The 26,493-nt window shown below is 35.8% G+C and carries 24 protein-coding genes and 1 tRNA gene; 13 read left to right on the top strand and 12 right to left on the bottom strand.

Annotated elements, in window-relative coordinates; genetic code table 11:
• Positions 1-11: 11 nt before the first annotated feature.
• From rimP to GYM76_RS02450, 7 genes are all read right to left on the bottom strand, one after another.
• On the bottom strand, positions 12-473 hold the full coding sequence (rimP, locus tag GYM76_RS02480) for a ribosome maturation factor RimP (RefSeq protein WP_065563377.1): 462 nt from the start codon (positions 471-473) through the stop codon (positions 12-14).
• Between the two features lie 185 nt (positions 474-658).
• Positions 659-735, bottom strand: a tRNA-Met gene (locus GYM76_RS02475).
• Positions 736-953: 218 nt separating this feature from the next.
• Positions 954-1,760: a tryptophan synthase subunit alpha gene (gene trpA / locus GYM76_RS02470; protein WP_220225769.1), complete on the bottom strand. Its 807-nt coding sequence runs from the start codon at positions 1,758-1,760 to the stop codon at positions 954-956.
• Positions 1,757-2,950: a tryptophan synthase subunit beta gene (gene trpB / locus GYM76_RS02465; RefSeq protein WP_065563375.1), complete on the bottom strand. Its 1,194-nt coding sequence runs from the start codon at positions 2,948-2,950 to the stop codon at positions 1,757-1,759. The genes trpA and trpB overlap by 4 nt, the downstream gene beginning before the upstream one ends.
• A 23-nt stretch (positions 2,951-2,973) precedes the next feature.
• Positions 2,974-4,356 (bottom strand): bifunctional indole-3-glycerol-phosphate synthase TrpC/phosphoribosylanthranilate isomerase TrpF, encoded by a 1,383-nt coding sequence (trpCF, locus tag GYM76_RS02460; RefSeq protein WP_220225768.1) that lies wholly within the window; start codon positions 4,354-4,356, stop codon positions 2,974-2,976.
• Between the two features lie 15 nt (positions 4,357-4,371).
• Positions 4,372-6,003, bottom strand: coding sequence for a bifunctional anthranilate synthase glutamate amidotransferase component TrpG/anthranilate phosphoribosyltransferase TrpD (trpD, locus tag GYM76_RS02455; protein ID WP_065563373.1), 1,632 nt, complete (start codon positions 6,001-6,003; stop codon positions 4,372-4,374).
• Positions 6,003-7,565, bottom strand: coding sequence for an anthranilate synthase component 1 (locus GYM76_RS02450; RefSeq protein WP_220225767.1), 1,563 nt, complete (start codon positions 7,563-7,565; stop codon positions 6,003-6,005). The genes trpD and GYM76_RS02450 overlap by 1 nt, the downstream gene beginning before the upstream one ends.
• 565 nt (positions 7,566-8,130) lie before the next feature.
• Between GYM76_RS02450 and GYM76_RS02445 the strand changes: the two genes are divergently transcribed.
• Both GYM76_RS02445 and GYM76_RS02440 read left to right on the top strand, forming a co-directional pair.
• Positions 8,131-9,039, top strand: coding sequence for an SPFH domain-containing protein (locus GYM76_RS02445; protein WP_065563371.1), 909 nt, complete (start codon positions 8,131-8,133; stop codon positions 9,037-9,039).
• A gap of 73 nt (positions 9,040-9,112) precedes the next feature.
• Positions 9,113-9,577 (top strand): NfeD family protein, encoded by a 465-nt coding sequence (locus GYM76_RS02440; RefSeq protein WP_065563370.1) that lies wholly within the window; start codon positions 9,113-9,115, stop codon positions 9,575-9,577.
• Between the two features lie 157 nt (positions 9,578-9,734).
• Here the strand turns inward: GYM76_RS02440 and bglX are convergent, their stop codons facing one another.
• From bglX to dapD, 3 genes are all read right to left on the bottom strand, one after another.
• Positions 9,735-11,996: a beta-glucosidase BglX gene (bglX, locus tag GYM76_RS02435; RefSeq protein WP_220225766.1), complete on the bottom strand. Its 2,262-nt coding sequence runs from the start codon at positions 11,994-11,996 to the stop codon at positions 9,735-9,737.
• A 266-nt stretch (positions 11,997-12,262) separates the two neighbouring features.
• Positions 12,263-12,754, bottom strand: coding sequence for a YajQ family cyclic di-GMP-binding protein (locus GYM76_RS02430; RefSeq protein WP_220225765.1), 492 nt, complete (start codon positions 12,752-12,754; stop codon positions 12,263-12,265).
• A 93-nt stretch (positions 12,755-12,847) separates the two neighbouring features.
• A complete protein-coding gene (gene dapD / locus GYM76_RS02425) occupies positions 12,848-13,672 on the bottom strand; it encodes a 2,3,4,5-tetrahydropyridine-2,6-dicarboxylate N-succinyltransferase (RefSeq protein WP_065563367.1) in 825 nt (274 codons plus the stop codon).
• Between the two features lie 218 nt (positions 13,673-13,890).
• On the opposite strand from dapD, the gene GYM76_RS02420 reads away from it, so the two are divergent.
• The 4 genes from GYM76_RS02420 to GYM76_RS02405 are packed head-to-tail and all read left to right on the top strand — an operon-like array spanning position 13,891 to position 15,679.
• Entirely contained in the window at positions 13,891-14,367 is a 477-nt protein-coding gene (locus GYM76_RS02420) for a prepilin-type N-terminal cleavage/methylation domain-containing protein (protein WP_220225764.1), read from the top strand.
• Entirely contained in the window at positions 14,361-14,924 is a 564-nt protein-coding gene (locus tag GYM76_RS02415; RefSeq protein WP_220225763.1) for a prepilin peptidase-dependent protein, read from the top strand. Before GYM76_RS02420 ends, GYM76_RS02415 begins: the two co-directional genes overlap by 7 nt.
• Positions 14,908-15,348 carry a DUF2509 family protein gene (locus tag GYM76_RS02410; protein ID WP_220225762.1) on the top strand — a complete coding sequence of 147 codons (441 nt, stop codon included), beginning with the start codon at positions 14,908-14,910 and terminating at the stop codon, positions 15,346-15,348. The genes GYM76_RS02415 and GYM76_RS02410 overlap by 17 nt, the downstream gene beginning before the upstream one ends.
• Positions 15,341-15,679 (top strand): prepilin-type N-terminal cleavage/methylation domain-containing protein, encoded by a 339-nt coding sequence (locus GYM76_RS02405; protein WP_220225761.1) that lies wholly within the window; start codon positions 15,341-15,343, stop codon positions 15,677-15,679. Before GYM76_RS02410 ends, GYM76_RS02405 begins: the two co-directional genes overlap by 8 nt.
• On the opposite strand, the gene GYM76_RS02400 is transcribed toward GYM76_RS02405, so the two are convergent.
• On the bottom strand, positions 15,651-16,538 hold the full coding sequence (locus GYM76_RS02400; RefSeq protein WP_220225760.1) for a LysR family transcriptional regulator: 888 nt from the start codon (positions 16,536-16,538) through the stop codon (positions 15,651-15,653). The genes GYM76_RS02405 and GYM76_RS02400 overlap by 29 nt on opposite strands.
• A 203-nt stretch (positions 16,539-16,741) precedes the next feature.
• Between GYM76_RS02400 and GYM76_RS02395 the strand changes: the two genes are divergently transcribed.
• A complete protein-coding gene (locus GYM76_RS02395; protein ID WP_220225759.1) occupies positions 16,742-17,443 on the top strand; it encodes an HAD family phosphatase in 702 nt (233 codons plus the stop codon).
• Here the strand turns inward: GYM76_RS02395 and GYM76_RS02390 are convergent.
• Complete coding sequence (locus GYM76_RS02390; RefSeq protein WP_220225758.1) at positions 17,440-18,177, bottom strand: alpha/beta fold hydrolase; 738 nt, start codon at positions 18,175-18,177, stop codon at positions 17,440-17,442. The genes GYM76_RS02395 and GYM76_RS02390 overlap by 4 nt on opposite strands.
• A 123-nt stretch (positions 18,178-18,300) precedes the next feature.
• Between GYM76_RS02390 and GYM76_RS02385 the strand changes: the two genes are divergently transcribed.
• From GYM76_RS02385 to epmA, 6 genes are all read left to right on the top strand, one after another.
• The gene (locus GYM76_RS02385) at positions 18,301-20,244 is read left to right on the top strand and encodes an exoribonuclease II (protein ID WP_220225757.1); all 1,944 of its coding nucleotides are present in this window, start codon (positions 18,301-18,303) and stop codon (positions 20,242-20,244) included.
• Between the two features lie 192 nt (positions 20,245-20,436).
• Complete coding sequence (locus tag GYM76_RS02380) at positions 20,437-20,676, top strand: YecH family metal-binding protein (protein WP_065563359.1); 240 nt, start codon at positions 20,437-20,439, stop codon at positions 20,674-20,676.
• A 166-nt stretch (positions 20,677-20,842) separates the two neighbouring features.
• On the top strand, positions 20,843-21,499 hold the full coding sequence (locus tag GYM76_RS02375) for a hypothetical protein (RefSeq protein ID WP_220225756.1): 657 nt from the start codon (positions 20,843-20,845) through the stop codon (positions 21,497-21,499).
• Positions 21,500-21,518: 19 nt separating this feature from the next.
• Positions 21,519-23,078: a glucan biosynthesis protein G gene (locus tag GYM76_RS02370; RefSeq protein ID WP_065563357.1), complete on the top strand. Its 1,560-nt coding sequence runs from the start codon at positions 21,519-21,521 to the stop codon at positions 23,076-23,078.
• Positions 23,079-23,099: 21 nt separating this feature from the next.
• Entirely contained in the window at positions 23,100-25,454 is a 2,355-nt protein-coding gene (gene mdoH / locus GYM76_RS02365) for a glucans biosynthesis glucosyltransferase MdoH (protein WP_220225755.1), read from the top strand.
• A 63-nt stretch (positions 25,455-25,517) separates the two neighbouring features.
• Positions 25,518-26,492, top strand: a complete 975-nt coding sequence (gene epmA / locus GYM76_RS02360; protein WP_065563355.1) for an elongation factor P--(R)-beta-lysine ligase — start codon at positions 25,518-25,520, stop codon at positions 26,490-26,492.
• Position 26,493 lies beyond the last annotated feature (1 nt).

Raw genomic sequence — 26,493 nt, 5'->3', positions numbered from 1 at the left:
ACACCCGTACTCTATTTAAGGTTAAAATTAGGTACAATGTTCGCTTTTTGTATATTACTAAAAGCAAACACTTCATCATTTTCATCCACGATTAATGTAATCATTTCATTATCAATGGATTTAATCTTTCCTTTCCACTTGCGGCGATTGGCAACAGGAATACGCAAACTTATTGTGACTTCTTCACCAATAAAACGTTGGTAATGTTCAAGCGTAAACAAAGGTCGATCCATACCTGGTGAGGAGACCTCAAGATTGTAAGCATCTTTAATTGGGTCTTCTACATCAAGTACCGCACTAATTTGTCGACTAACATCAGCACAATCATCAACGGTAATACCATTTTCACTATCAATATATACGCGCAAAACTGGGTAACGACCACGAATGTATTCAACCCCAACTAGCTCAAAGCCAAGTGCATTAACAGGCTCTTGGATGATTTCGGTCAATTGCTGTTCTAAATTAGCCAAACAAACCTCCACTGCAGAAAATAAAAAAGGGCATAAAGCCCAACATTCCTTTTAAACTAACGTTTAAATCATATAAAAAAACCCCGACAAGCGAGGCTACATATAAAACATAATATAATGAAGCCACTTGATTCGAACTTTCAGACAATAAAAATAGGATAGATTAATATGAATGAAAATTTAAGTGGTTGCGGGGGCTGGATTTGAACCAACGACCTTCGGGTTATGAGCCCGACGAGCTACCAAGCTGCTCCACCCCGCGATAGATGGCTGAAGATTATACTGTATTTTGTAAAAATTGCAACCCAAAATCATATCAGAATTCACAAAAAGCTTAAAGTTATTGAAACTAAGGGGCTATGATTTTTAACTGGTGAACAATTATGATTAATCTATAGTTAGGTTTTATATATGTATAATTATTCGTTTTTCAAGTGAATTAATCCGCCTAATATTCAGCGGATTAATCATTGGTTAATGTTACTTTTGCGTTGCTGCTTTCATGGTTTTAACGAAAGTTGATAATTCACTCAGCATTTTGTCTGGATTATTAAGATTGTTTTCAATGATTTTAACCGTTGCCGATCCAGCAATAGCTCCCGCTGTACCCGATTTAATTGCTTCACTAACTTGAGCGGGTTCTGAAATACCAAAACCTTGAATTGCTGGTGGTGCTTTAAATTCAGTTAGTTTTTCGAGTAAATGAGTGAGTGGTTTATTAGCACGGTTTTCTGTACCGGTTACTCCTGCTCGTGATACTAAGTAAGTATAACCTTTGCCTCGTTTAGCAATATTTTCAATCACTTCATCGTCCGCATTAGGTGGACAGATAAATATTGGTGCGATGCCATGTTTTTCAGCAGCTCCCGTAAACTCTTCGGCATACTCTACAGGTAAATCAGCAATTAATACTGAATCCACCCCTGCTTTAGCACACTTCGCATAGAAGTTATCAATACCATTTTTAAATACTAAATTGGCATAGATTAATAATCCAACTGGAATATCAGGATTGTTTTCGCGGATTTTGGTTAAGATTTCGAAGCATTTGGCAACGGTTATGCCACCATTAAAAGCACGAATATTAGCATTTTGTATAGTTGGACCATCTGCCATTGGGTCAGAAAAAGGAATGCCTAGTTCTAACGCATCAGCCCCTGCATCAATCATTGTTTGAATAATTTGATAGGAAAGCTGTGGATTAGGGTCACCAACTGGAACAAAAGGAACAAATGCACCTCGTTTTTCGACTGTTAAGCGGTCAAACAGTTTTTGATAACGGCTCATTCTATTTCTCCTTTTGCTTTTAATACATCGTAAACCGTAAAAATATCTTTATCGCCACGACCTGATAAATTGACAATTAATAGTTGTTCTTTGTTTGGATTTTCTTTAATCATCTTAAGTGCATAGGCTAAGGCATGAGATGACTCTAAAGCCGGAATAATTCCTTCATTGCGTGATAAGGCCTGAAACGCTTCAAGCGCTTCATCATCAGTGATAGAAACATAATCTGCCCGACCAATACTATCTAAATAAGCGTGTTGAGGTCCAACAGCTGGAAAATCAAGGCCTGCAGAAATCGAATAAGACTCTTCAATTTGGCCTTCTTCGGTTTGCATCATTGGGGCTTTCATACCGAAGTAAATACCGAGTTTACCATGTTTAAGTGATGCACCATGTTCGCCACTTTCGATGCCATGACCTCCTGGTTCAACCCCAATTAATTTTACTGACTTATCATCAATAAAATTAGCAAACATCCCAATTGCGTTTGAACCGCCACCAACACAAGCGATGACAGCATCAGGTAATCGACCCTCTTTTTCCAAAATTTGTTGTTTCGCTTCACGGCTAATTATTTGTTGGAATTCACGCACTATAGTCGGGAATGGGTGCGGTCCAGCAGCTGTACCTAACATATAGTGAGCGGTTTCATAACTACCAGACCAATCTCGCAATGCTTCATTACAAGCGTCTTTCAAGGTTGCAGAGCCGGTTTCAACCGGAATAACTGTTGCCCCCATGAGTCGCATTCTAAATACGTTCGGAGCTTGGCGTTTAACATCTTTAGCCCCCATATATATTCGGCATTTTAAACCCAATAATGCACACGCCAATGCTGAAGCAACGCCATGCTGACCTGCGCCAGTTTCGGCAATAATTTCAGTTTTACCCATTCTTTTAGCGAGTAATGCTTGGCCTAATACTTGATTAGTTTTATGTGCACCACCGTGAACTAAATCTTCACGTTTTAGATATAGTTTTGTTTTGGTCCCTGCGGTAAGATTTTTACACAGTGTTAATGCTGTCGGGCGACCAGCGTAGTTAACCAAAAGATCGTTAAATTCTTTTTGAAAACTTGGATCGTGTATCGCCGATATAAAAGCATCCTCAAGTTGTTCAAGCACAGGCATCAATATTTGTGGCACATATTGACCACCAAATTTGCCAAAATAAGGATTTAATTTAGACATAACCATTCCTTTAATGTAATCAGTTAAATTTGTTCAAATACTAATTTGATTTTTTGTTTATCTTTAATTCCTGGTGAAACTTCAACGCCCGAATTAAGGTCAACACCAATAACATCGGTAGTGAGCGCCTCACTCACATTTTGCGGATTAATACCTCCAGCCAAAATGACATTACTTAAATCTTTGTCACGCAAAAGTGACCAATCAAAACTTTTACCTGTTCCACCGGCACCATTATCAAATATGTAACGTGATACTAGTGGGTTATCATGATTTGGGATGTTATCGCTAATACTTAACGCTTTCCAGATCTGACAGGTTGAGGGTAATTTTTGGCGAAGTGTTTTGATATAGTTATCATCCTCATGACCATGCAATTGCACTGCATAAAGTGATAGTTGTTTAGCTATTTCGCATACTTCATCTATATCACTATCTTTAAAAACACCAACCCAATTCAAGGGTGCCGATGCGATAACACTACGCGCTTTAGTCGGTGTTATATATCTTGGTGATTTAGGCACAAAAATTAATCCACCATAAACCGCACCAGCTTGGTAGACGGTTATTGCATCTTGTGGTTGGGTTAAGCCACAAACTTTATTTTCACCTAGCATTACTTTACGGATAGCTAAGGTTAAGTTTGGCTCAGACATAAGTGCACTACCAATTAAAAAACCGTTAGCATAATGGCTAAGATCTTTAACTTGATTGTGCGTATAAATACCTGATTCACTAATAATGATTCGATCATCAGGGATTGTTTTTGATAAAGTTTTTACCCGATTGAGATCAACCGACAGATCGCGTAAATTACGGTTATTAATACCAATCACTTTAGCGCCAAGTTTGATAGCTCGTTCAACTTCTTGTTCGGTACTAGCTTCCGTCAGTACCCCCATATTAAGTTGGTGAGCAACTTGGCTTAAGTGGCGATATTCATCATCATTGACTACCGATAACATTAACAAGATGGCATCAGCCTGATAATAACGTGCTAAGTAAATCTGATATTCATCGATAATAAAGTCTTTGCAAAGTACGGGTTGGGTGACTTCATTACGTACTATTGGTAAAAACTCAAAACGACCTTGAAAGTATTTTTCGTCAGTTAAAACTGAGATTGCCAAAGCATAATCTTTGTAAACTTTGGCTATACTTGCTGGGTCAAAATCATCTCGAATTAATCCCTTGGATGGCGATGCTTTTTTACATTCTAAAATAAATACCGTTTTCGGTTGATTTAACGCTTGGTAAAAATCACGATCACTAGGTACAACTTTATTTTTAAAATTAGCCAGTGGATTTTTAATTTGTTGCTCGGCAAGCCATAGCTGTTTATCTTCAATGATCTTTTTTAAGACCGTTGCCATTTCAACATTTTCAGTTAATGCTGCAATTGCCATCTTATTCTCCACTCATTATCTTGCTGCTAACTTTTGTAATAGCTCATAAGCTTTACCGCTACGCATTAATTCTATTGCACGCTTAGCATTTTGTTTTAAGTCTGGTTCACCAAATAGGCTAATTAACATCGCCACATTTGCAGCAATAGCTGCTTCATGCGCGGGTTTACCATGTCCTTGTAAAATCGCTAACAATAAATCACGATTCATTTCTGGTGTTCCACCTTCAATATCTTTCAAAGTATATTGCTGTAGACCAAAATCTTCTGGTGTCAAAGTAAAATAGCGAATTTCACCATTTTTTACTTCGGCAACTTGAGTTTCGCCATGAATAGCGACTTCATCCATCCCTGAGCCATGTACCACATAAGCATGGGTATAGTTTAACATTTTTAATGTTTCTGCAATCGGTTTTATCAAGTCAGGATGATAAACACCAAGTAAAATACGTTTTGGTCGTGATGGATTAATCAACGGCCCAAGAACATTAAAAATTGTTCGTGTTTTAAGTTGCTGACGTACTGGTGCAGCATGGCGGAATCCTGAGTGATATTGCTGAGCAAACAAGAAACACACACCTAATTCATCAAGCGCTTTTCGAGATGCTTCCGCTGACATGTTTAGTTTAATACCTAAAGCGGATAAAACATCTGATGATCCTGATTTGCTCGACACACCACGGTTACCATGCTTAGCAACTTTATACCCTAATGCCGCAGTAACAAAAGCACTGGCTGTGGAGATATTGATGCTGTTAGTTCCATCTCCACCAGTCCCAACGATGTCGGTAAAATCATAATCAGGCACTTCAAATGGATCAGCATTTTCAAGTAAGGCCTGAGCTGCTCCGGCAATTTCATCAGGTTTTTCACCCCGAACTTTCATACTAATGATAGCGGTTGCTAGTACCGTTGGTTCTATTTTACCTTGAATAATTAAATTAAACAGTATTTTACTCTCTTCTTGAGACAATACTTGCCCTAAGTACAATTTATTTAAAATCGGTTGAATATTGTATTCTTGCTTATCAACAATGGCTTCTTGTTTTGCTTCTGGCTGTTTTTGTGGTGGATTCAGTGCCCATTCAATGGTTTGTTCTAATAATTTTACCCCTTGAATCGTTAAAATTGATTCAGGATGAAATTGAAAACCGCAAACCCGATCTTGATCATTACGTACTGCCATAACGATATTATTACACATGGCATTGACGGTTAATGTTTTCGGTATGTTTTCACCTTTTAATGAGTGATAGCGCGCGACCGGTAATGGATTGGGTAAGTCTTTAAACATCGCTTGCCCATCATGTTCAATTAATGAAGCTTTTCCATGTAAAATATCGCCCGCAGGGACAATCATACCACCATAAGATTCAACAATCGCTTGATGTCCAAGACAGATACCAATGATCGGTAATTTACCTTTTAAACGTTTAAGTAATTCAGGCATTGAACCTGCTTCACTCGGTGCTCCAGGTCCTGGTGATAACATTAGGATAGGATTTTGCATTTGTGATAATTTTTCGATGATCACATCAGCTGGAATTGTGTTGCGATAAATTGTCACGTTATGTTGATTGTGACGTAACTGATCGACTAAGTTATAAGTAAACGAATCAACGTTATCAAGAAATAAGATATTAGCCATTAGAATACACCTTCTACATTATGTGCTGCCATAATCGCGCGAACAACAGCACGTGCTTTGTTACGTGATTCATCCGATTCTGCTTGTGGTTCTGAATCTAAAACCACGCCACATCCAGCTTGTACGGTTGCAACACCATCTTCCACATAAGCACTGCGAATAACGATACAAGTATCAAGATCACCATTGGCAGTAAAATATCCAACTGCCCCACCATAACTACCCCGTTTTATTTTTTCCGATTCGGCAATTAACTGCATTGCCCTAACTTTTGGCGCTCCAGTTAATGTTCCCATGTTCATGGTAGCTTGATAAGCATGTAGTGCATCAAGATCTTGACGTAGTTGACCAACAATTCTTGAAACTAAATGCATAACGTAAGAATAACGATCAACTTTTAATAACTCTTTGGTATATCGCGTCCCTGGCTGGCAAATTCGAGCTAAATCATTTCGTGCTAAATCGACCAACATTAAATGTTCAGCTAACTCTTTTTTATCGGTGCGCATTTCCAACTCTAATCGACTATCCAAATCGTAATCAATCTCGCCATTAGTGTTTAAACCACGTGGGCGAGTACCAGCAATTGGATAAATTTCAACTTGATTATTGGCTTTATTATATTTGAGTGCACTTTCAGGTGAGGCACCAAATAAAACAAAATCCTCGTCTTGCATATAAAACATATAAGGGCTTGGATTATTATTTTTTAAGACTTGATATGCAGATAATGGTTGAGGACAAGGTAATGAAAAACGTCTAGATGGAACAGCTTGGAAGATTTCACCTTGTTGAATCGCATCTTGCATTTTCTTAACAATGGTATTGAAATCATCATCACTCTTATTACAAGCAACATCCATTTCAGCCAACGATTGCCTTTTAATTGTGCTCATTGGTTGATTGAGTTTATTTTGAAATTCATCTAATCGTTGATTTAAGCGTGCAATCTCATCAGTGCAAGAAGTAAAGGCCGTTGCTTTTAATAATGAAACGCGATCTTTGTGATTAATTTCCAATAAAGTTTCAGCTAAATAAAAACGAAAATCCTGACAACGTTGTTCAGTTGGTAATATTGGTAAATGTTCAAAATTTGTCACTAAATCATACGCAAATAATCCACCGACAAAAACGGCATCTGAACTCGCTTTTTCGGGAATATTAACGATATTTAATAATGTTCTTAATGCATCAAAAATCGATAATGACTTCAAGCGAGAATCTTCATCTTGCAAACCATCAATAGGTGGAAACACTAACTTAAGATTATGTTCATCTATTTTTGTTTTAGTGACGTTATCAGGAAATGCTTGCTCTAACAAAGGTAATAATTTTTGTCCGTTGCTGGTTAAAGCTTGAAAAGTCACTTCGTTGTTTAGGGCCGAAATAGTTAAAGCGCTATTAATGATCATTACGCTTTTAATCCCCTGTTTATTATCAATTTCGGCAGATTCAAGCAACAATGTTGCCGGTTTATTATCACAAAGTTGATAAAATACCTGAGTCGGATCCTGATAATAACCAATGGTTTTGATTATTTGTGTTAATGTAGGCTTATTCATTGTTGACTCTCTTTATATAAAATTATTTTTTATCTTTTTTTTAAACTAAAAAACCCGCATTTAGCGGGTCTTGTGAAAAAAGGACATCATCACATCACCCGCAGAAAGTGATGCGCCACCAACTCAAAACAGTAGTTTTTTTATAGTGAGTTAAAGGATTTTGATGATTTATCATTATTATATCTGCTTAAAAAAGATGTTGTACTATTAAACTAGTTCATTAGTGTGTTGTCAAGCGAATATTTTATATTCAATAAATAAAATTAGCCTTTATAAAAAATAGGTTTATTTAGACTCATTTTTTAAATTAATGACATTGATGATTGAACGATTTTAACCTATATGATTTCAGACCAGCGAATAAAGCAGTGCTCAATAACTTATGATGAAATTAAAATCGAGGAGCTAGGTTGATCTTTTCAAGATAATTTTCCACGTTGCCGTATTTAACAAATGATCTATTAGGCTATTTTGATTTCACATGGTTAAAAACTAATAGTTTGTCAAATATCCTAATACCAATTAGAATAATCAATACATTAATAAAATTTAGAGATTTTGATATATGCCAATATTTTATATTCTTATTGCGATAATAGTTTTATTAGCTATCGTAACCGTTTTTAAAGCTATTACCATTGTTCCACAAGGATACCAATATACCATCGAGCGTTTTGGTAAATACACTCATACGCTTGAGCCTGGCTTAAACATCATTATCCCATTTATGGATGGTGTGGGTCGCAAAATTAATATGATGGAACAAGTTCTTGATATCCCATCTCAAGAAGTTATTTCTAAAGATAATGCGAATGTACAAATTGATGCGGTTTGCTTTATTCAAGTACAAGAAGCTGCAAGAGCTGCTTACCAAGTTAATCAACTTGAGCGTGCGGTTATTAATCTGATGATGACAAACATTCGTACCGTACTTGGTAGTATGGAACTTGATGAAATGTTATCACAACGTGATCACATCAACTCAAAACTTCTTAGCATTGTTGATGATGCAACTAGCCCTTGGGGAATTAAAATTACCCGTATCGAAATTCGTGACGTTCGCCCACCAGCAGAACTTATTGCAGCCATGAACGCGCAAATGAAAGCTGAACGTAACAAACGTGCTGAGATCCTTGAAGCAGAAGGTATCCGCCAAGCGGCTATTTTACGCTCTGAAGGTGAAAAACAGTCAGAAATATTAAAAGCAGAAGGTGAAAAACAAGCTGCATTTTTACAAGCAGAAGCGCGTGAACGTGCTGCCGAAGCCGAAGCAAAAGCTACACAAATGGTTTCAGAAGCGATTGCTGCTGGTAACATTAATGCGATCAACTACTTCGTTGCTCAAAAATATACTGAAGCTTTACAACAAATCGGTGCTTCAGATAACAGTAAAGTAGTGATGATGCCACTAGATGCTTCTAGCTTAATGGGTAGCATTGGCGGTATTGCAGAATTAATTAAAAACTCTAAATAATTTGCTTTAGTGAAACAATTCTTCCTAATCTAATTAGGAAGATATTATATTTCAATAAATTAGGTAACAATCAATGACTGATTTTTTAACGGTTATTTATGATTATCCTCACTGGGTATTTATTGCTTTAGGTGGTATTTTACTGATCCTTGAGCTATTGGGAACTTCCGGATATGGGCTTTGGAGTGGAATTGCAGCCATTGTTGTTGGTTTAATAGCTTGGGTTGTCCCTTTATCTTGGCCAATTCTATGGATTTTATTTGCTATTTTTACTTTGGTATCGGCTTATCTTTGGTGGGTGTGGTTAAAAAAACATGGTAAAGATAAATCTGGTAAAAGTGAAATAAATCAACCCCAACAAGAATTAATCGGAATCAAAACCATCGTTACCGAGGCTATAATTAATGGTTCGGGTCGGGTAAAAATAAAAGATGGCACATGGTCAGCAAAATGTAACCAAGATCTAGAAGTTGGACAACCTGTTGAAGTGATTGCTGTTGATGGATTAGTTCTGAAAGTAAAAGCACTCAATAGATAATTGTAATAATAAATGGATTAAATACGAGTCATTGACTCGTATTTTTTTACCTTAAAAACGTAAACGATATCAGTAAATAATCTTATATATTAGTCTTAAAGGTTGAAAGATTGAATAAAAGAACTAAACCGTCGATTAAAACCGACGGTTTTTGTATTTACTTATCAAGTAAAGTGAATGTTTGCTTTTGTTTGGTTGTCGAATCTGAGCCTACAAACACATTAAATTTACCTGGTTCTGCAACATATTGCATTTTGTCATTCCAGAATTTTAACATGTCATATTTGATAACAAATTTTACTTGGCCTTTTTCGTGAGGTTTAAGTGCTATTTTCTCAAATCCAACTAACTCTTTGACAGGACGGCTAACTGAAGCAGTCACATCTTGCAAGTATAATTGGACAACTTGCGTCCCCTCTCTATCACCAGTATTTTCTACATTGGCTATCACTTCGATTTCACCATTTGGCGACATTTCAGTTTTTGATAGTGAAAAATCAATCGTAAAATTGGTATAACTCAAACCATAACCAAATGGAAATAACGGTTCGTTTGGACTATCAAAATAAGAAGTGGTGTATTTACCCATATTGACCGTACCATGAGGTCGACCAGTATTTAATTGACCATAATAAACAGGAATTTGACCAACATTATCTGGGAAAGACATCGGTAATTTACCTGATGGGTTATAATCACCAAAGAGAACATCAGCTACAGCATTACCACCTTCAGTACCTAAAAACCAAGTTTCAAGCATCGCATCGGCTTGTTCATATTCTTCTTTCACGGTAAGTGGGCGCCCATTCATCAATGCAATAATTAGTGGTTTACCTGTTGCTTTTAATGCTGTGATTAAACGTTTTTGGCTTGCTTGCAAATTGAGGTCAGTTCGGCTTGATGATTCATGCGCCATCCCTTCGGCTTCGCCAACAAATAAAACAACAGCATCAGATCTTTTAGCTTGAGCAACCGCTTCGGCAATCATTTTATCAGCAGGTCTTTTATCAAATTTAGTGATCTCTTCATATAAATTTAAGAACTTATAAAGATTTGGATCATCCGAAATATTGGCACCCCATGCATAACTCACTAATTTTGGATTAACAACAGCATTCTTAATCCCTTCCAAAGGGGTTACGGCTAAATTAGCTCGCCCAGCACCAGACCAACTACCCAAAATATCGCGTTTTGAATCTGCTAACGGTCCAATCACCGCAATTTTTTTATTTTTGCTCAAAGGTAAAACATTGTTTTCATTTTTTAACAATACAATACTACGACGCGCAACATCCCTTGCTTCTGCACGATGTAAACGATCGTTGGCGAACATGGTTTCAATATCAAAATTAGGATCTAAATTTCGATGAGGGTTTTTAAATAATCCCATATCATATTTCAGTTCTAATACATGACGACACGCTTGGTTAATCTGCTCTTGAGAGATTGCACCTTCATTAACTAGTTCTGGTATAAACTGTAAAAAATACTCATCATTCATACTGATATCAATACCAGCTAGGATCGCAATTCTAACTGCATCTTTAGCGTCTTTTGCCACACCGTGATTAATTAATTCACGAATAGCACCATGATCACTAACCACTACACCATCAAAATGCCATTGTTCACGCAGTACCTCGGTTAATAACCAATGATTAGAGGTAGCAGGAATACCGTTTACACTAACAAGTGCAACCATAACCGCTCGGCTGCCTGCATCTACAGCCGCTTTATATGGTACAAGATATTCTTGGAACATTTTTCGTTCACTCATATCCGTACTATTATATTCACGACCAGCTTCAACCGCACCATATAGCGCAAAATGCTTAACGGTTGTCACTAATGATTTTTTATCCTCAAGAGACTGTTTTTGCATTTTTTCGACAAAAATACGTCCTGCTTCCGACGCTAAATAAGGATCTTCACCAAATCCTTCTGACACTCGGCCCCACCTTGGATCTCGCGTAATATCAACCATTGGCGCCCAAGTTACATTAAGTCCATCAGAAGTTGCTTCATCAGATGATACTTCAGCAACTTTACCTATCGCATCACGATCCCAAGTTGCAGCAATCCCTAAATTAATAGGAAATACCGTACGATGACCGTGAATAATATCAAAACCAAAATAAACAGGGATTTTATTCGGCGATTTTAATGCTCTTTCTTGCATTCGAGATAGATCAGGCTCAACTACAGTATTAAAAATACCACCAATTTCACCCGCTTCAATTTGGTCAAGGACTTTGTCTAGTGTAAGATCACCACCCACACTGATTAATCGCAGTTGCCCTACTTTTTCTTTAATCGTCATCTTTGACATCAAGTCATCAATAAACGCTTTCTTTTCTTCACTATTAGGATTTTGAGCAAATAAAGGGGATGAAAAAATAAAAAAAACGAAAAATAACACGAATTTTTTCATAATAATAAGTATTTTTAAATTTTAGAGGATAGACTAGCGGATAGCATAACGTATTTAACTAAAAAAATCTCGTTATTTAGAAATAACATCCCTAAAAATAAAGATAAAAGCATTTATTCTTAAAAATATAAGCTTCAAAAAGTGCGTTCCTCAACTTTTTTTAAGATTTATTAAGAAAATAGATAAAAAAATATTGCCGAAAAATGCTTTAAAAAGGAGTCATCAAGTCGGCAATAATCATGAATGAAGATCTATTAATCGCGGAAATTAGTAAATTGGAAAGGTTGCCCTAATTCACCATTTTTGACTAATGCCATGGCAGCTTGTAAATCATCACGAGACTTACCTGTAACGCGAACCTGCTCACCTTGTACTTGAGCTTGCACTTTAAGTTTACTGTCTTTAATCAGCTTAACTATTTTTTTAGCTAACTCTTTATCGATACCTTGTTTTAGTTTGACCGTAATACTATAAAATTTTCCGCTATGTTCCAGCTCTTCCGGAATTTCTAGCGCTCCGCCATCAATACCACGTTTGGCCAATTTATCACGTAAAATATCCAATAGCTGTTGAACTTGGAAATCGGATTGGCTAGTTGCTTTGATGGTTTCATTTTTTTCATTGAGCTCAAAAGATGCTTCGACATTTTTGAAATCCCAACGAGTAGTCAGTTCACGAGTCGCATTGTCGACACCGTTTTTAACTTCTGGCATTTGAATTTCTGACACAATATCAAAAGAAGGCATAAATTTTCCTCTTCTAATCGTTATAAGTATTACTTATTTTAAACAACTCTTTTAATTGCCGCCACAATATTTACGGCGGCATTATTATTAAGATTAATCGATAGTACGAAGTAATTCGTTAATACCAACTTTACCTAAAGTTTTAGCATCGACTTTTTTCACAATAACTGCACAATAAAGGCTATATTTGCCATCTTTAGTTGGTAAGTTACCTGATACCACAACCGAACCAGCTGGAACACGTCCGTAATGAACTTCACCAGTTGCTCGATCATAAATTTTAGTACTTTGACCAATAAATACGCCCATTGAGATCACACTGCCTTCTTCAACAATCACACCTTCAACGATTTCACTACGAGCACCAATGAAACAGTTATCTTCGATAATAGTTGGGTTTGCTTGTAATGGTTCTAACACACCACCAATACCAACACCACCAGATAAGTGAACATTTTTACCAATTTGTGCACATGAACCAACAGTTACCCAAGTATCAACCATCGTGCCTTCATCAACATAAGCACCGATATTTACGTAAGATGGCATTAATACGGTATTACGAGCAACATAAGCACCTTTACGCGCAATTGCTGATGGAACTACACGGAAGCCTTCTTGTTGGAAGCGAGCTTCATCATAATCAGCAAATTTTAATGGCACTTTGTCATAATAATTTGTTGCGCCACCATCAATAAGTTGATTTTCATTAATACGGAAAGAGAGCAATACCGCTTTTTTTAACCATTGATGAGTCACCCAATCGCCATTAATCTTTTCCGCGACACGCATTTTACCGCTGTCTAATAGAGCGATACATTGATTAATTGCATCACGTGTTACAGTATCAACATTCGAAGGCGTAATTTCAGCACGACGTTCAAATGCTGCCTCAATAATAGTTTGTAATTGTTGCATTTCTCGTTTCCTTTAACTTTAAGTCCGTTAGCAAATTTAATTGGGCAAACAGTATAATATAATATAAAGTTATTTTTAAGTGGTTTATCGTATCATTGAGATTTCTCAAAAAGGATAAATTATTTGGAATACCCTTCACAAAATCTGAACAATATTTAATACAGTTGTTTTCTTTGAATATAAAGTTGAATCCTCATAAAATCTTGTAACAAAAAATAATGCAAAACGATGGATTTTCTTTAGTAGAACTTTTATTTGTTATCTGTATTGGTGCTATTTTGGCTTCAATAGGCGTGCAACATTGGAAGGAATTACAGCTCCGTAACGAACTTACTACTACCACAAAACAGTTAGCCTATTTTCTTGAGGAAATCCAAGCTAAAGCTTATAACGCTAACGAAAATGTCCACATCTATTATTTTTTGACGCCTTGGTGCTTAAGCATCAGCAAAGGCGAAAAACCAGCGACTTGCCAAGAAGGCTCTAGCTATTTTATTAAACCCAACAATTCTGTTGAATTAAATGATTTAGCCGATAAAAAAACCATCTCTTTTTGGGGGCGAAAAAATATGGCTCAAACCGGTACATTCGAATTGCATAATGCCATTGGCACCACACAAATTATTATTTCATATCGCGGGCGGATTCGGTTTTGTAAGAAAAATAGTTATTTACCAGGGCTGCCGCGATGTTAAAGCAAGATGGATTTTCGTTATTTGAAATGATGTTAAGCATCACCTTTTCTAGCTTAATTTTCATTGGCATCACAGCTTTTTATAGTAAATTACAATCGATTATACTTCAGCAAAATCTTAATACCCATCTACAAAGGAATATTCATCAAGGTATTGTTAGTATTTCCAAAGATTTGAAACGTGCTGGATTTATCGCCAATAAACCAGAAAAGATAAGTCAGCAACCAATTGAAATCAACCCAGCAAAAAATTGCTATATCTTCCGTTACGATAGCGAGATCCGCAATGATTGGGTTCATAATACGACTATTCCAACCAAATCAGATATCTTTGCGTATCGGCTTTATAATAATAATTTGGAATATAAAGTTGGAACAATCAATTGCGAAGGTGTCAATTGGGAGAAAATTTTCGATCCTCACGACATTAAAATCACTCAATTTTCAATCAAAAAACAAAATAATCATTTTGAGATAGATATTAGTGCTCAATTGAAGAAAAACAAAAAAATTAAATATCAAACAACAACCATTATTAAAAATGAAAATCCCTTTTAATCGTTCAGTAACTCAATATGATGGCTTTAGCACGCTTTTGATGGTGATCATATTAACCATTGTTGGACTTCTTTTGCTAACGGGGTTTCAAATTACCATTGATTCGATAAAAAGGAGCTATTTGATTGAAACCAAATATTATCGTCAGTTTAATCAAGCTAGTTCCAGTTTAAATTGGGCAACCAAACAAATTTGGCAACCGCCAACTGAAGAGTGGCAATGCTTATGTGATACTCAATATCAATTAAAAGCATGTATAAAAAAATCGCGATTAAAAGTGGATAACTACACCCTAGTACGTGGACAAGCTAATGATGATTATTTCCTTTATATGTTAACGCATTTTGAAGATAACCAACTTATTGTTGAAAAAGGTCATTGGTTAGATTATTGCCCTGAAAAGAAGATGATTGATTGTGAATAGTAAAAATATAAGTAATAAAAAAACAGCTGGCTTTAGTTTAATTGAAGTTATGTTGTCATGTTTAATGTTTGCCATCATCATGCTGGGTTTTATTCGTTATTTAACCTCAATTATTAATCAACACCACTATTTTCATCAATATTTCAAAGCACAGCAAATGGCGTTTGCTTTACTTGATAGTTACCCTCATACGGTAGATAAAATCATACCAAAAGAGTGGCAATATCAAGTTTACAGCCAACCTTATATTGCACCTTGTAAAATGGTTTTTATTGATATCACCCCACCGAATCATAAAACGATTAAACAACAACGTTTGTTATGTGATTGATGTTCATTTCTAAAAATAAATTACGCTGTTTATTTTCAATTTTTTCATTCCATGCAACCGCAATATTCCATCCCGTTTGAGCTAATTCAAGCGTAACAAGTTTTACACCTTTAGGTAGAAAATGACAAACACTAGCGGGCACAAAAGCAATGCCATTTTTGGCAGCAATTAAAGCCAAAAGAGAGGGAAGATCATTCGTCGCCCCACCCTGTTTTGGTATAGCGTTTATAGCCTCAAGTAATAATTTTGTTTGCTCGGTCAAACAAGGCGCCAAGTAGGGGTTTATATGTAATAAGGGATGCGTTTCTAATACACCTTTAAGATTGTTCCTACTGACTTTTAGATTATTTGGAACTGCTAGCACGATATACTCTTTAAATAACATAATTGAACTCAATGACTCTGGCACAGGCATACGGACAAAACCAATATCTAATTCCCCCTGCATTAGCAGAGTAATTTGCTCGTTTGAAGGAAGTTGTTTTGCTGAAACATGGCATTGCGGATTTCTTTCAGAAAAAGTTCGAATCCATTTAGGAACATGTTGAAAACAAGATATGCCAAAACCGATTGAAAGAATTCCATTCATGTTTTTTTTAATATTATTAGCAAAAAGTAAAAATTTCTTATTCTGTTGTAATAGCTTTTTTACTTCAGGATATAGCGCCTTCCCGACTTCAGTTAATTTTGCGCCATTTCGACCACGAATAAACAGTCTTCGATCAATTGCTCGTTCAAATGCTTGAATTTGTTTAGTTAACGCGGGTTGTGTTATAAATAATTGCTCAGAAGCGACACGGTAATTCCCTACCTCTACAAGTGCGACGAAAGCTCGTAGCAACTTCATTTCAATGTCCATATCCATTCCTAATTGTTATCAAATCAGTCATTTTTTTCATTATACATAATTACTTTTACTATTTATATTAATTTCAATAAGTACAATTAGTTATGAATAAAATTAAGATATTTATTGTTAAATGGACGCTCTTCTATAAGTCCAAAGATTCAATGTAAATAGTTAAATTCTCGGTTAAGGTTAACGTACGGGGTAAAAAACTTATGAGTAAGGCAATAAAAAAAATTTCTGCGGTTTTATTTGATATGGATGGGGTTCTAATTGATTCAAATACCGTTATTGAAAATGCATGGATTGAGGCTGGCAAGTTATATGGAATAACCGTCAAGGATGACGATATTATTAAACATATTCATGGCCAACCCGGGCCACATACGATTAAAGCACTGTTTGGGCATCTATCAACTAAAGCGCAAAAATGTGTTCAAGACTATATCATGCACGCTGAAAATACTGCTGATTATGATCCAATACCAGGTGTTGCACAATTAATACATGCCTTAGCGAAAGCTAAAATTAGGGTGGGGATTGTAACCAGTGGTTGGCGCGAAAAAATAGATCGAATAATGGCAATTCTGAATATACAGGAATGTATTTCTGTGATAGTGGAACGAAACGATGTGGCTCGTGGAAAACCCTACCCCGATCCTTATCTTCTTGGCGCTAAACGCCTTATGCTACCACCCGCTGAAACGTTAGTATTTGAAGACTCAATAAGTGGCGTGACTTCAGCAGTTGAAGCTGGCGCCTATTGTGTTGGAATAGGCGATGCTGAGCTTATCAAACACGGAGCACAAACTGCGATCCCAGACTTTTCAAAAGTTAAAGTGATAAATGATAGCATTATTGTGTTGGATGACGACCATAAGCTCATTTTAAACAATGCACCAACCACAATCGATTAGATGAAGCTTTTTGTATGTAAAAGTTGTAAAACTTGCTGAGTTTTTTCTGCATGAACATTATGACCAGCACCTTCTACTATTTCAATTTGAGCATTTGGAAATTGGCTAAATATTGCTGGATAATCCTTATCAGTAATATAGTTTGAATTTCCACCTCGGATGAATAATGTCGGTACGTTACAAGGTGAAATTGTGTGCCAATCGCATATATTGTCATATTGATCAATAATGACTTGAGCATTAAACAACCAATGCTGATGTTTAAAAGATTTAAGTAAAAATGAAATTGTCGGGGCACTTAAATCATGCATAAGTTCAATAATCTGCTTTTTATCAGTTAATTGTTGATTAATACATTTTTCTAAAGCGTTAAGAACAGGTGCATTTGCCGTTTGAGTATATTTAACTGGCGCAATATCAATGACACAGATTTTAGAAACAGGAATAAGTTGGCTTAATTGCATGGCAACTTTTCCTCCCATTGAATGGCCGATTAATATAATATTTTGTAACTGCAAATCATGACATAACTCAGCAACATCTTCAGCCATCACTTCATAATTCATGACATTTGACCATGGAGATTGACCATGATTGCGCAAATCAACCTGAATAGTTTGGTAATGACTAGACAGATCTTTAGCTAACATATTTAAATTATCTAGGCTTCCAAATAAACCATGCATCAATAAAATTGGTTGATTATCACCCTGTATTTTATAGTTTAATTTCATTATGCCACTCTACAATTTATTGTAATTAAGACTGTTTCGTCATCACTAATAAACAATTCAATAACCCCAAAAGCATAACTATGATAGAATTTAGTTCAAATTTTTCAATTAATATTAAAAACTATGTTTCAAAATAACCCTTTACTAGCCCAACTAAAAAAAGAATTATATGAACAAAAACCTCGTGTTGAAGGTATCGTCCGAGCGCATGAAAAAGGTTTTGGCTTTCTAAATGTTGACAACAAAACTGACTACTTTATTGCTGTTTCGAAAATGAAAATGGTTTGTCATGGTGATAAAGTTTCTGGCACTATTTCCACCATTAACGATAAAACATCATTTGAACCTGAAGTATTAATTGAAAGTAGTTTACAAAAATTTATTGGCAAAATTGGTTTTTTAGATAATGCGATGGTCATTTATCCCGAAAATATACCTGTCAATTTTGCTATTCGCTGTAAAGTTAATCCTGAAGTAAAGCAAAAATTAAAAGAAGGTGATTGGGTTGTTGCCACCTTACAATCTCATCCATTAGAAAAAAATAAAAATCATTTTCTTGCTGAAATAACAAAATTTATTGCCAGTGCTGATTCAATTTATCAACTATGGCTTAAAACTTTAGCTCGTTATAATTTAGAAGACAAAGCTCCACAAGCTGAATCTTTAACAATTTCAGAGACTGAAAAAGAAAATCGTCAAGATTTAACGGATATTCAATTTTTTACAATTGACAGTGAAAATACCGAAGATATGGACGATGCGATTACCATTTCACAAGATGATATGGGTAATTATAACCTGATGATCGCCATCGCGGATCCAACCGCATATATTGAGCAAGATAGTGAAATCGACAATATCGCAAAAAACCGAAACTTTACCACCTATCTGCCCGACTTTAATATTCCAATGTTACCAAAACAGTTAGCGGACGATCTTTGTTCATTAAAAGCTAATCAAAAACGTCCAGCTATGGTTTGTAAAATTAAAATTGATAAAAATGGCGAATTTACGAATGATGATATCAGTTTTTTACCCGCATGGATTGAATCGAAAGCTAAGCTTTCTTACCACAATGTGTCTGAATTTTTAGAGAATCGTGGTGATTTAAATATCGATGACGCGGCAATAAAAAACCAACTAAAATTATTATCAGAATTGGCAAAAACACGGATAAATTGGCGCCAACAAAATGCGTTAGTTTTCAAAGTGAACAATGATTATCGATTTATCCTTGATAATAATCGTCAAGTAAAAACAATCATCAAAGAATCACGTGGCATCGGCAATAATATTGTTGAAGAAGTGATGATTATCGCTAATTTAGCGCTCACCATGTATTTGAAAGAAAACGTAGGTACTGGCGTATTTAACACTCATTCAGGCTTTGATACCAAATACATTGAACAAATATTAAAAATATTAGCAGACAATGGCATTACAGATTTTGATAAAGAATCACTTACTTCATTTGAAGGCTATGTTAAATTCCGCCGATTAAGTGATGATAATGACTTCTTATCAACACGATTAAGAAAGTTCCAAACACCTGCTGATTTCTCTATAAAACCAGAACCTCACTTTGGTTTAGGATTTGATGCTTATGCAACATGGACTTCACCAATTCGAAAATATGGTGATATGATAAACCATCGTATACTTAAAGCCTCGCTTAAAGCAGAAGCCTTAACAGCTCCATCCAACGAACAATTAGAGAGCATGGCTGATAGACGTAAAAAATTACGTTTAGCTGAGCGCGATATTGCCGAAAACCTTTATTGCCAATATTTATCTAACAAAATAGGACAAGAGTTCGCAGCGGAAATATTAGATATCAACCGTGGCGGTGCGAGAGTTCGTTTAAATGATATTGGCGCATTAGCATTTTTACCACTGTCAATGATTCATGCCGTGCGCGATGAAATATCAACTAGTCCGGATGAAGGGCTAATTAAAATTAAAGGCGAAACTGCATACAAAATTGCTGATTTGATCACTGTTAAAATTCATGAAATTAAAATGGAAAATCTATCGGTTATTGTGAAACTGAATGAATCTAACTCTTAAATTCCCTAGTCAATTTAATCAGTTACAAACTATGATTAATAACCCTGATAATTATCAGGGTTAAGCTAAAAAATATTAATAATATTTTTAACATTTATCCTCTTTTTTTTAATAATAATATCTGCTATCTTTCACCGCTCAAAAAAATAAAAAATAAAGCTAGTTTAAACTGCTATATGGAGAGGAAAAAAGATGTCAATTCACGGCCACGAAGTGTTACAAATGATGGATGGGAATGATTATACTGAATCATCTTTACTTGAAGCCATACACAAAAAATTCGGTACCGAGGCTAAATTTCATACCTGTTCCAACTCCGATATGAATGCCGAGCAACTTATTGCCTTTTTAAAAGCAAAAGGAAAATTTAAGCCGGCTTCAATTGATGATTCACAATTTACCGTCGATGTTCGAAAAATATGTCGACATTAATAAAAACTTACAAAAGAATAATAAATGCGTTTTTATAAATTTAATGTAATCATCTAGTGTTTTTAAAAGAATAAGAGTATATAATTTCGCGCTACGGCTCCACTAAAAAGTGTAAGTTGCTCATCCTGAAATTACAACTCAAGAATATATTCGTGGAATTTGATATATGAAAATAAGTAATATCCTTACATGCGCCATTGTCTCTATTCTTGCCGCAGGCTGTGTAAAAAACAATACGTCTTCAACCGATGGTAAAACTAAAGTTGATCAGTTAGCGATTTTAAAGCAACAATCTGAACAAAATAATTCGTTTGTTGTGGACGCAAAAAAACAATTACTTCAACTCGTTGGAGACAAACACTTTGACAGCTATATAACCAAACACGGTATTTTAAACTGTAAAGGTGACAGCAACCAATCTGCCTGTGTGCTAAATTTTTATCTCAAAGAATTCTACAAGCTAAAATATGACATTCAACTTAAAAGAGTCGTCGAGGAAAACCAAGCTGAACATAATCTTGAGTTGAAAAAAATCACACCAACTGATAGTAATGTTAAAAATTACTGTCAATGGTCAGCAGATTTTATTGAAGCAGTTTATACTAATGATACCAATAATATAATCCAAAGTTATCAAACTTTATTTAAGATGTCAGTGCAAGATTTGGCCGCTTTAAAAGCTAAAATTCTCAAAGATAACTACTCTCACTTTTTGATTGATGAAAACCCAAGTATTCTTCAAGAGATGAGAAGCGACTTTATGGAAAAATGCTTAAGTAGCCCTAAAGACAATATTATCAATTACAACAATATTTTTAGATAATACTCAAGTGAGTCTTTTTATGTACAATTTATTACCTATTAGTCGATTTAGTAAAACATTAACTTGCAAGATAGTTTGTATCGCATCTTTATCTTGTTTAAGTTTTTCTTCATGGGCTTTTACATTTAACGATGTTGTGACACAAGCAGAAAAACTATCAAAAAAAGCTTATGTCCAACCATCTAAAAATATTCCTAGTGAATTATCGTCACTACAATTTGCCGATTATCAAAAGATTTATTTTAAGCATGATAAAGCATATTGGAGCGATCGCAAAAGTCGTTTCAAACTCGAATTTTATCATGAAGGCATGTATTTTGATGTACCTGTCAAAATTAATGAGATTGTAAACAATCAAGTTAATGAAATTAAATTTAGCCCAGATTACTTCGATTTAAGTCCTATTAATTTAGATAAGTTAGATACTAAAAAACTAGGCTTTGCTGGATTTAAAGTGCACTATCCAATCAATAACCCAGCAAAAACCGACGATGAAATATTTACCGCACTAGGTGGTAGCTATTTCCGTGCTGTTGGTAAAAATCAGCATTATGGTCTTTCAGCGCGTGGACTTGCGATTGATACAGGCGAAATGTCTGGCGAAGAGTTTCCACGTTTTAAAGAGTATTGGATTGAACGCCCAGAACCAAATCAAAAACATTTAGTCATTTATGCCCTACTTGATTCTAAAAGTGTAACAGGGGCTTACAAAATTACCTTAATCCCAAGTGTTGATACTACTATTACTGTAGAAGCCAAAGTATTCTTCCGTGATTCAGTTAAAAAACTTGGTGTGGCACCACTGACTAGTATGTTCTTATTTGGCCCTAACCAACCATCACCACTATTAAACTATCGTCCAGCAATGCACGATTCTAATGGACTTTCAATTCAGGCCAAAAATGAGTGGATTTGGCGTCCATTAAATAATCCTAAACGCTTATCTTTTTCATCATATAGTTTAGAAAGCCCTAAAGCATTTGGTTTAATTCAACGTGACAAAGGTTTTGATGACTATCAAGATCTCGACGACCATTACGAACTTCGTCCAAGTGTATGGGTTGAAATATTGAATGATTGGCATAAAGGTCGAGTTGAATTGGTTGAAATCCCTACCGCAGATGAAACCAACGACAACATCGTTACCTACTGGGTACCCGAAAAACAATATAAAGCTGGTGATGTGTTAGATGTTAAATATCGATTACATTATTCACTCAACGAACAACAACGTTATCCAAAAAATGAAGCTAGAGCAGAAAGTACGCGCTTATCATTAGGTGATATAAAACAAGCAAACTTAATACGTAAACTTGATGGTTCTAATGCTTATGTTGTGGATTTTGTTGGTCCAAACTTATCAGAGCAAGACCCAGTTGACGTTATTTCAAGTATTAATAATGGTTCAATAGTTAGCTGTGATACACAATACAACTCTGTAACAAAAGGTTGGCGAGTACTAGTGCGATTCAACGTTGAAGATAACAAAAAACCAACTGACATTCGCCTTCAATTATCGTCGAAAAAATCACATACGATCGTGTCCGAAACTTGGAGCGGACAATTTCCGGCTCAATGATCTTAATAATAAGCACATAACATGAAAAAAGATTATTTCGAAAACCTATCTGACGCCGAATATTGGCGTCAGAAATCGGAAGACTTGCCAAACGATAAACTCGAATTTCTAAAATATCGACTCAATCAAGTTGGCAATACTGATCATTTTAATGATGAAAGAAAACAACAACCAACTTATCCAAAAGTTGAGCGTGTTTCGGTTCAACCACAAATTTGGAATGAACGTTATAGTCCTCAATCCAAACCTGGTCTGAATATCATCGCACTTATTCGTCGTTTAATTATGTTTGTGCTTATTGCCATACAAACTTATTACGGCACAACTTACTTATCAACCTTATTACCTTATCAAAGCTGGCAACAAATCAATTTTATGGCAAATTGGGATATCAACCCAGAACTTGCCATTTACAGCATCATTCCTTATATCATACAAGGTTTTATCATTGCCTTATTTGCTATCCTATTTTGTTGGATTTCAATTGGATTTTGGACTAGCATCATGGGGCTTATTTTGGCGGTGATCAAAAAAGATCGCTACACTATTGCCATCCCCAATGATCCCGCTAACCACATTGACGCCAAACATCGTACTGCATTAGTCATGCCAATTTGTAATGAAGATGTTTCACGGGTATTTGCAGGGCTAGAAGCAACTTATGAATCGCTAGTTGAAACCGGACATGCGCAGTGTTGTGATTTTTATATTCTAAGCGACACCAATGATCCCGATCTCTATGTCAATGAATTAAAAGCATGGGCTGAATTTAACGCTAAAAAAGCTGACAATGGTTGTAATATCTTTTATCGCCACCGTAAGCGTCGCGTAAAACGTAAAAGTGGTAACATCGATGACTTCTGCCGTCGTTGGGGGCACCAATATGAATACATGATGATTCTTGATGCCGATAGTATTATGACCGGTGATTGTATCTTAAAAATGATCGCAATGATGGAAATGAATCCAAAAGCAGGTATTTTACAGTCTCCGCCTAAATCGGTCAGAATGACAACCTTATATGGTCGTATTCAACAATTTGCCAATCAAATATACAGTGATATTTTTTGCTCAGGTACTCACTTCTGGCAATTAAGTGAAGCCCAATATTGGGGTCACAATGCTATGATTCGCCTAAAACCATTTATTGAGCACTGTATTTTATCGCCATTACAAAAACGTAAAGGCCCTATTCATATCTTATCGCACGATTTAGTTGAAGCGACGTTAATGCGTCGTGCAGGTTATGGCGTATGGATTGCGTATGATATGAATGGTAGTTATGAAGAGCTACCAGGAAACATGATAGAAGATCTCAAACGCGATAATCGCTGGTGCATGGGTAATTTGATTAATTTGCGATTAATCTTCAAAAGTGGAATTACTTTAACTCACCGTGTAATGTTTTTAACCAGTGGTATGGCTTACATCTCGTCACTATTGTGGTTAATCTTCTTGATCTTCTCTACTCTCTTATTATTAGTGTTCAATATATCTGAACCACAATACTTCTTCCAACCTAACCAATTTTATCCAACGTGGCCAAAGTGGGATGAACAATTAGCTATTCAATTACTTTCAACCACAATGGTATTGCTATTTGCACCTAAACTGTTTAGTTATGGCATTATTATTGCTCGAACAGGTGCAAAAGATGTGGGTGGAATATTCAAATTATCATTATCGATTTTAATTGAAATGGTATGGTCGATGATCCTTGCACCAATCCGCATGATCTTCCACAGCAAGTTTGTGGTTAAAGCATGGCTGGGTAGCAAAATTCAATGGAAATCACCAGCAAGAAACGATGATGCCTTAACTTGGGGCGAATCATTCTACTTCTGTTGGCCATTATCGCTACTAGGCATAGTTTGGTTATGTGTGATTATTTGGTTAAATCCTCAATTTACTTATTGGTATATAGCGATATTAATTCCATTAACCATTTCACCATTAGTTGTTCGTATTTCTGGCTTATCAAGTATTGGTATGAAAGCCAAAAAAGCAGGGTTATTCTTAACACCGGAAGAAACCCATCCGTCCCGAGCAGTAAAACTAACTGGTGACTATTTAGTCCAAACCGAAGCTGCTTTTATTGAACATGGCTTTATTATGGCGCTTGTCGATCCTATTTATAATGCGTTAGCCTGTGCATTATCGACTTCTCGTCATTTACCTAACTCAAAAAATCAGCAGTTGCGAAAACAACTTATTGAGCATTATCAACAAGTGGATTTAGAAAAAATTAGTAAAGAACAACAATTAGCGATCTTAGAAGATCCAATTATTCTTTCTGCACTTCATCGCCATATCTGGCATCAACAAGAAAAATACGACAATTTGTTCACATTGTGGCAAAATGAATGCCAGCAATAAGAAATAGGGCTTAATGCCCTATTTCGTCTTTTAGAAATTAATCAATATGCATGGATATTTTTTATGACTTGGCAACCTACTGCATCTATTAATAATTTACTTAAGCGCGCTAAAATTGTATCTAAAGTAAGACAGTTTTTTGCTGACCGCTGTATTTTGGAAGTGGAAACCCCGACCCTAAGTCAATATGCGGTAACCGATGTACATCTTAGTTCATTTCATACCTTATTTTTAAAACCTGGTGAAAACGATGAACAACAAGGGCGAAAAATGTCATTAATCACCAGCCCTGAATATCATATGAAACGGTTATTAGCTGCTGGCAGTGGACCGATTTATCAAATCTGTAAATGTTTTCGCAATCATGAAGAAGTAAGCCGTTATCATAACCCTGAATTTACAATGCTCGAATGGTATCGTATTCAATTTGATATGATGCAAATGATCAACGAAGTCGATGATCTACTGCAAAGCATCCTAGATTGTGAACCTGCGGAACGAATCTCTTACCAAAAGGCATTCCAACGTCATCTTAATATTGACCCACTGGAAGCTGATCACGCAACTTTAGTTGAAGCTATCAAACAACTAAATATTGAACTCAATACTGATGATTATGATCGCGACACCTTATTACAATGTTTATTTAGTTTTGGCGTTGAACCGCATATTGGACAAGAAAAACCTATCGCTGTTTATAACTTCCCTGCCTCACAGGCAGCTTTAGCAGCGATCAGTTCAGAAGATCATCGTGTAGCAAGCCGTTTTGAGTTTTATTACAAAGGGGTTGAACTAGCTAATGGATTTAAAGAACTCACCAATCCGCAAGAACAAAAGATGCGTTTTGAACAAAATAATATTGATCGAGCAAATCAAAACTTACCACCACAAAACATCGATATTGAATTAATCGCGGCTATGGAAGCGGGTTTACCAGATTGTGCAGGTGTTGCCGTTGGGCTTGACCGCTTAATTATGTTGGCACTTGATGCAATGAATTTAGATGATGTGATTTCATTCACGTTTGAAAGGGCTTAAT

Source organism: Gilliamella sp. ESL0443, from assembly GCF_019469165.1.
Classification (GTDB): domain Bacteria; phylum Pseudomonadota; class Gammaproteobacteria; order Enterobacterales; family Orbaceae; genus Gilliamella; species Gilliamella apicola_E.
The sequence above is the reverse complement of the archived record's forward strand: the minus strand, read 5'-3'. Positions and strand labels throughout refer to the sequence as shown.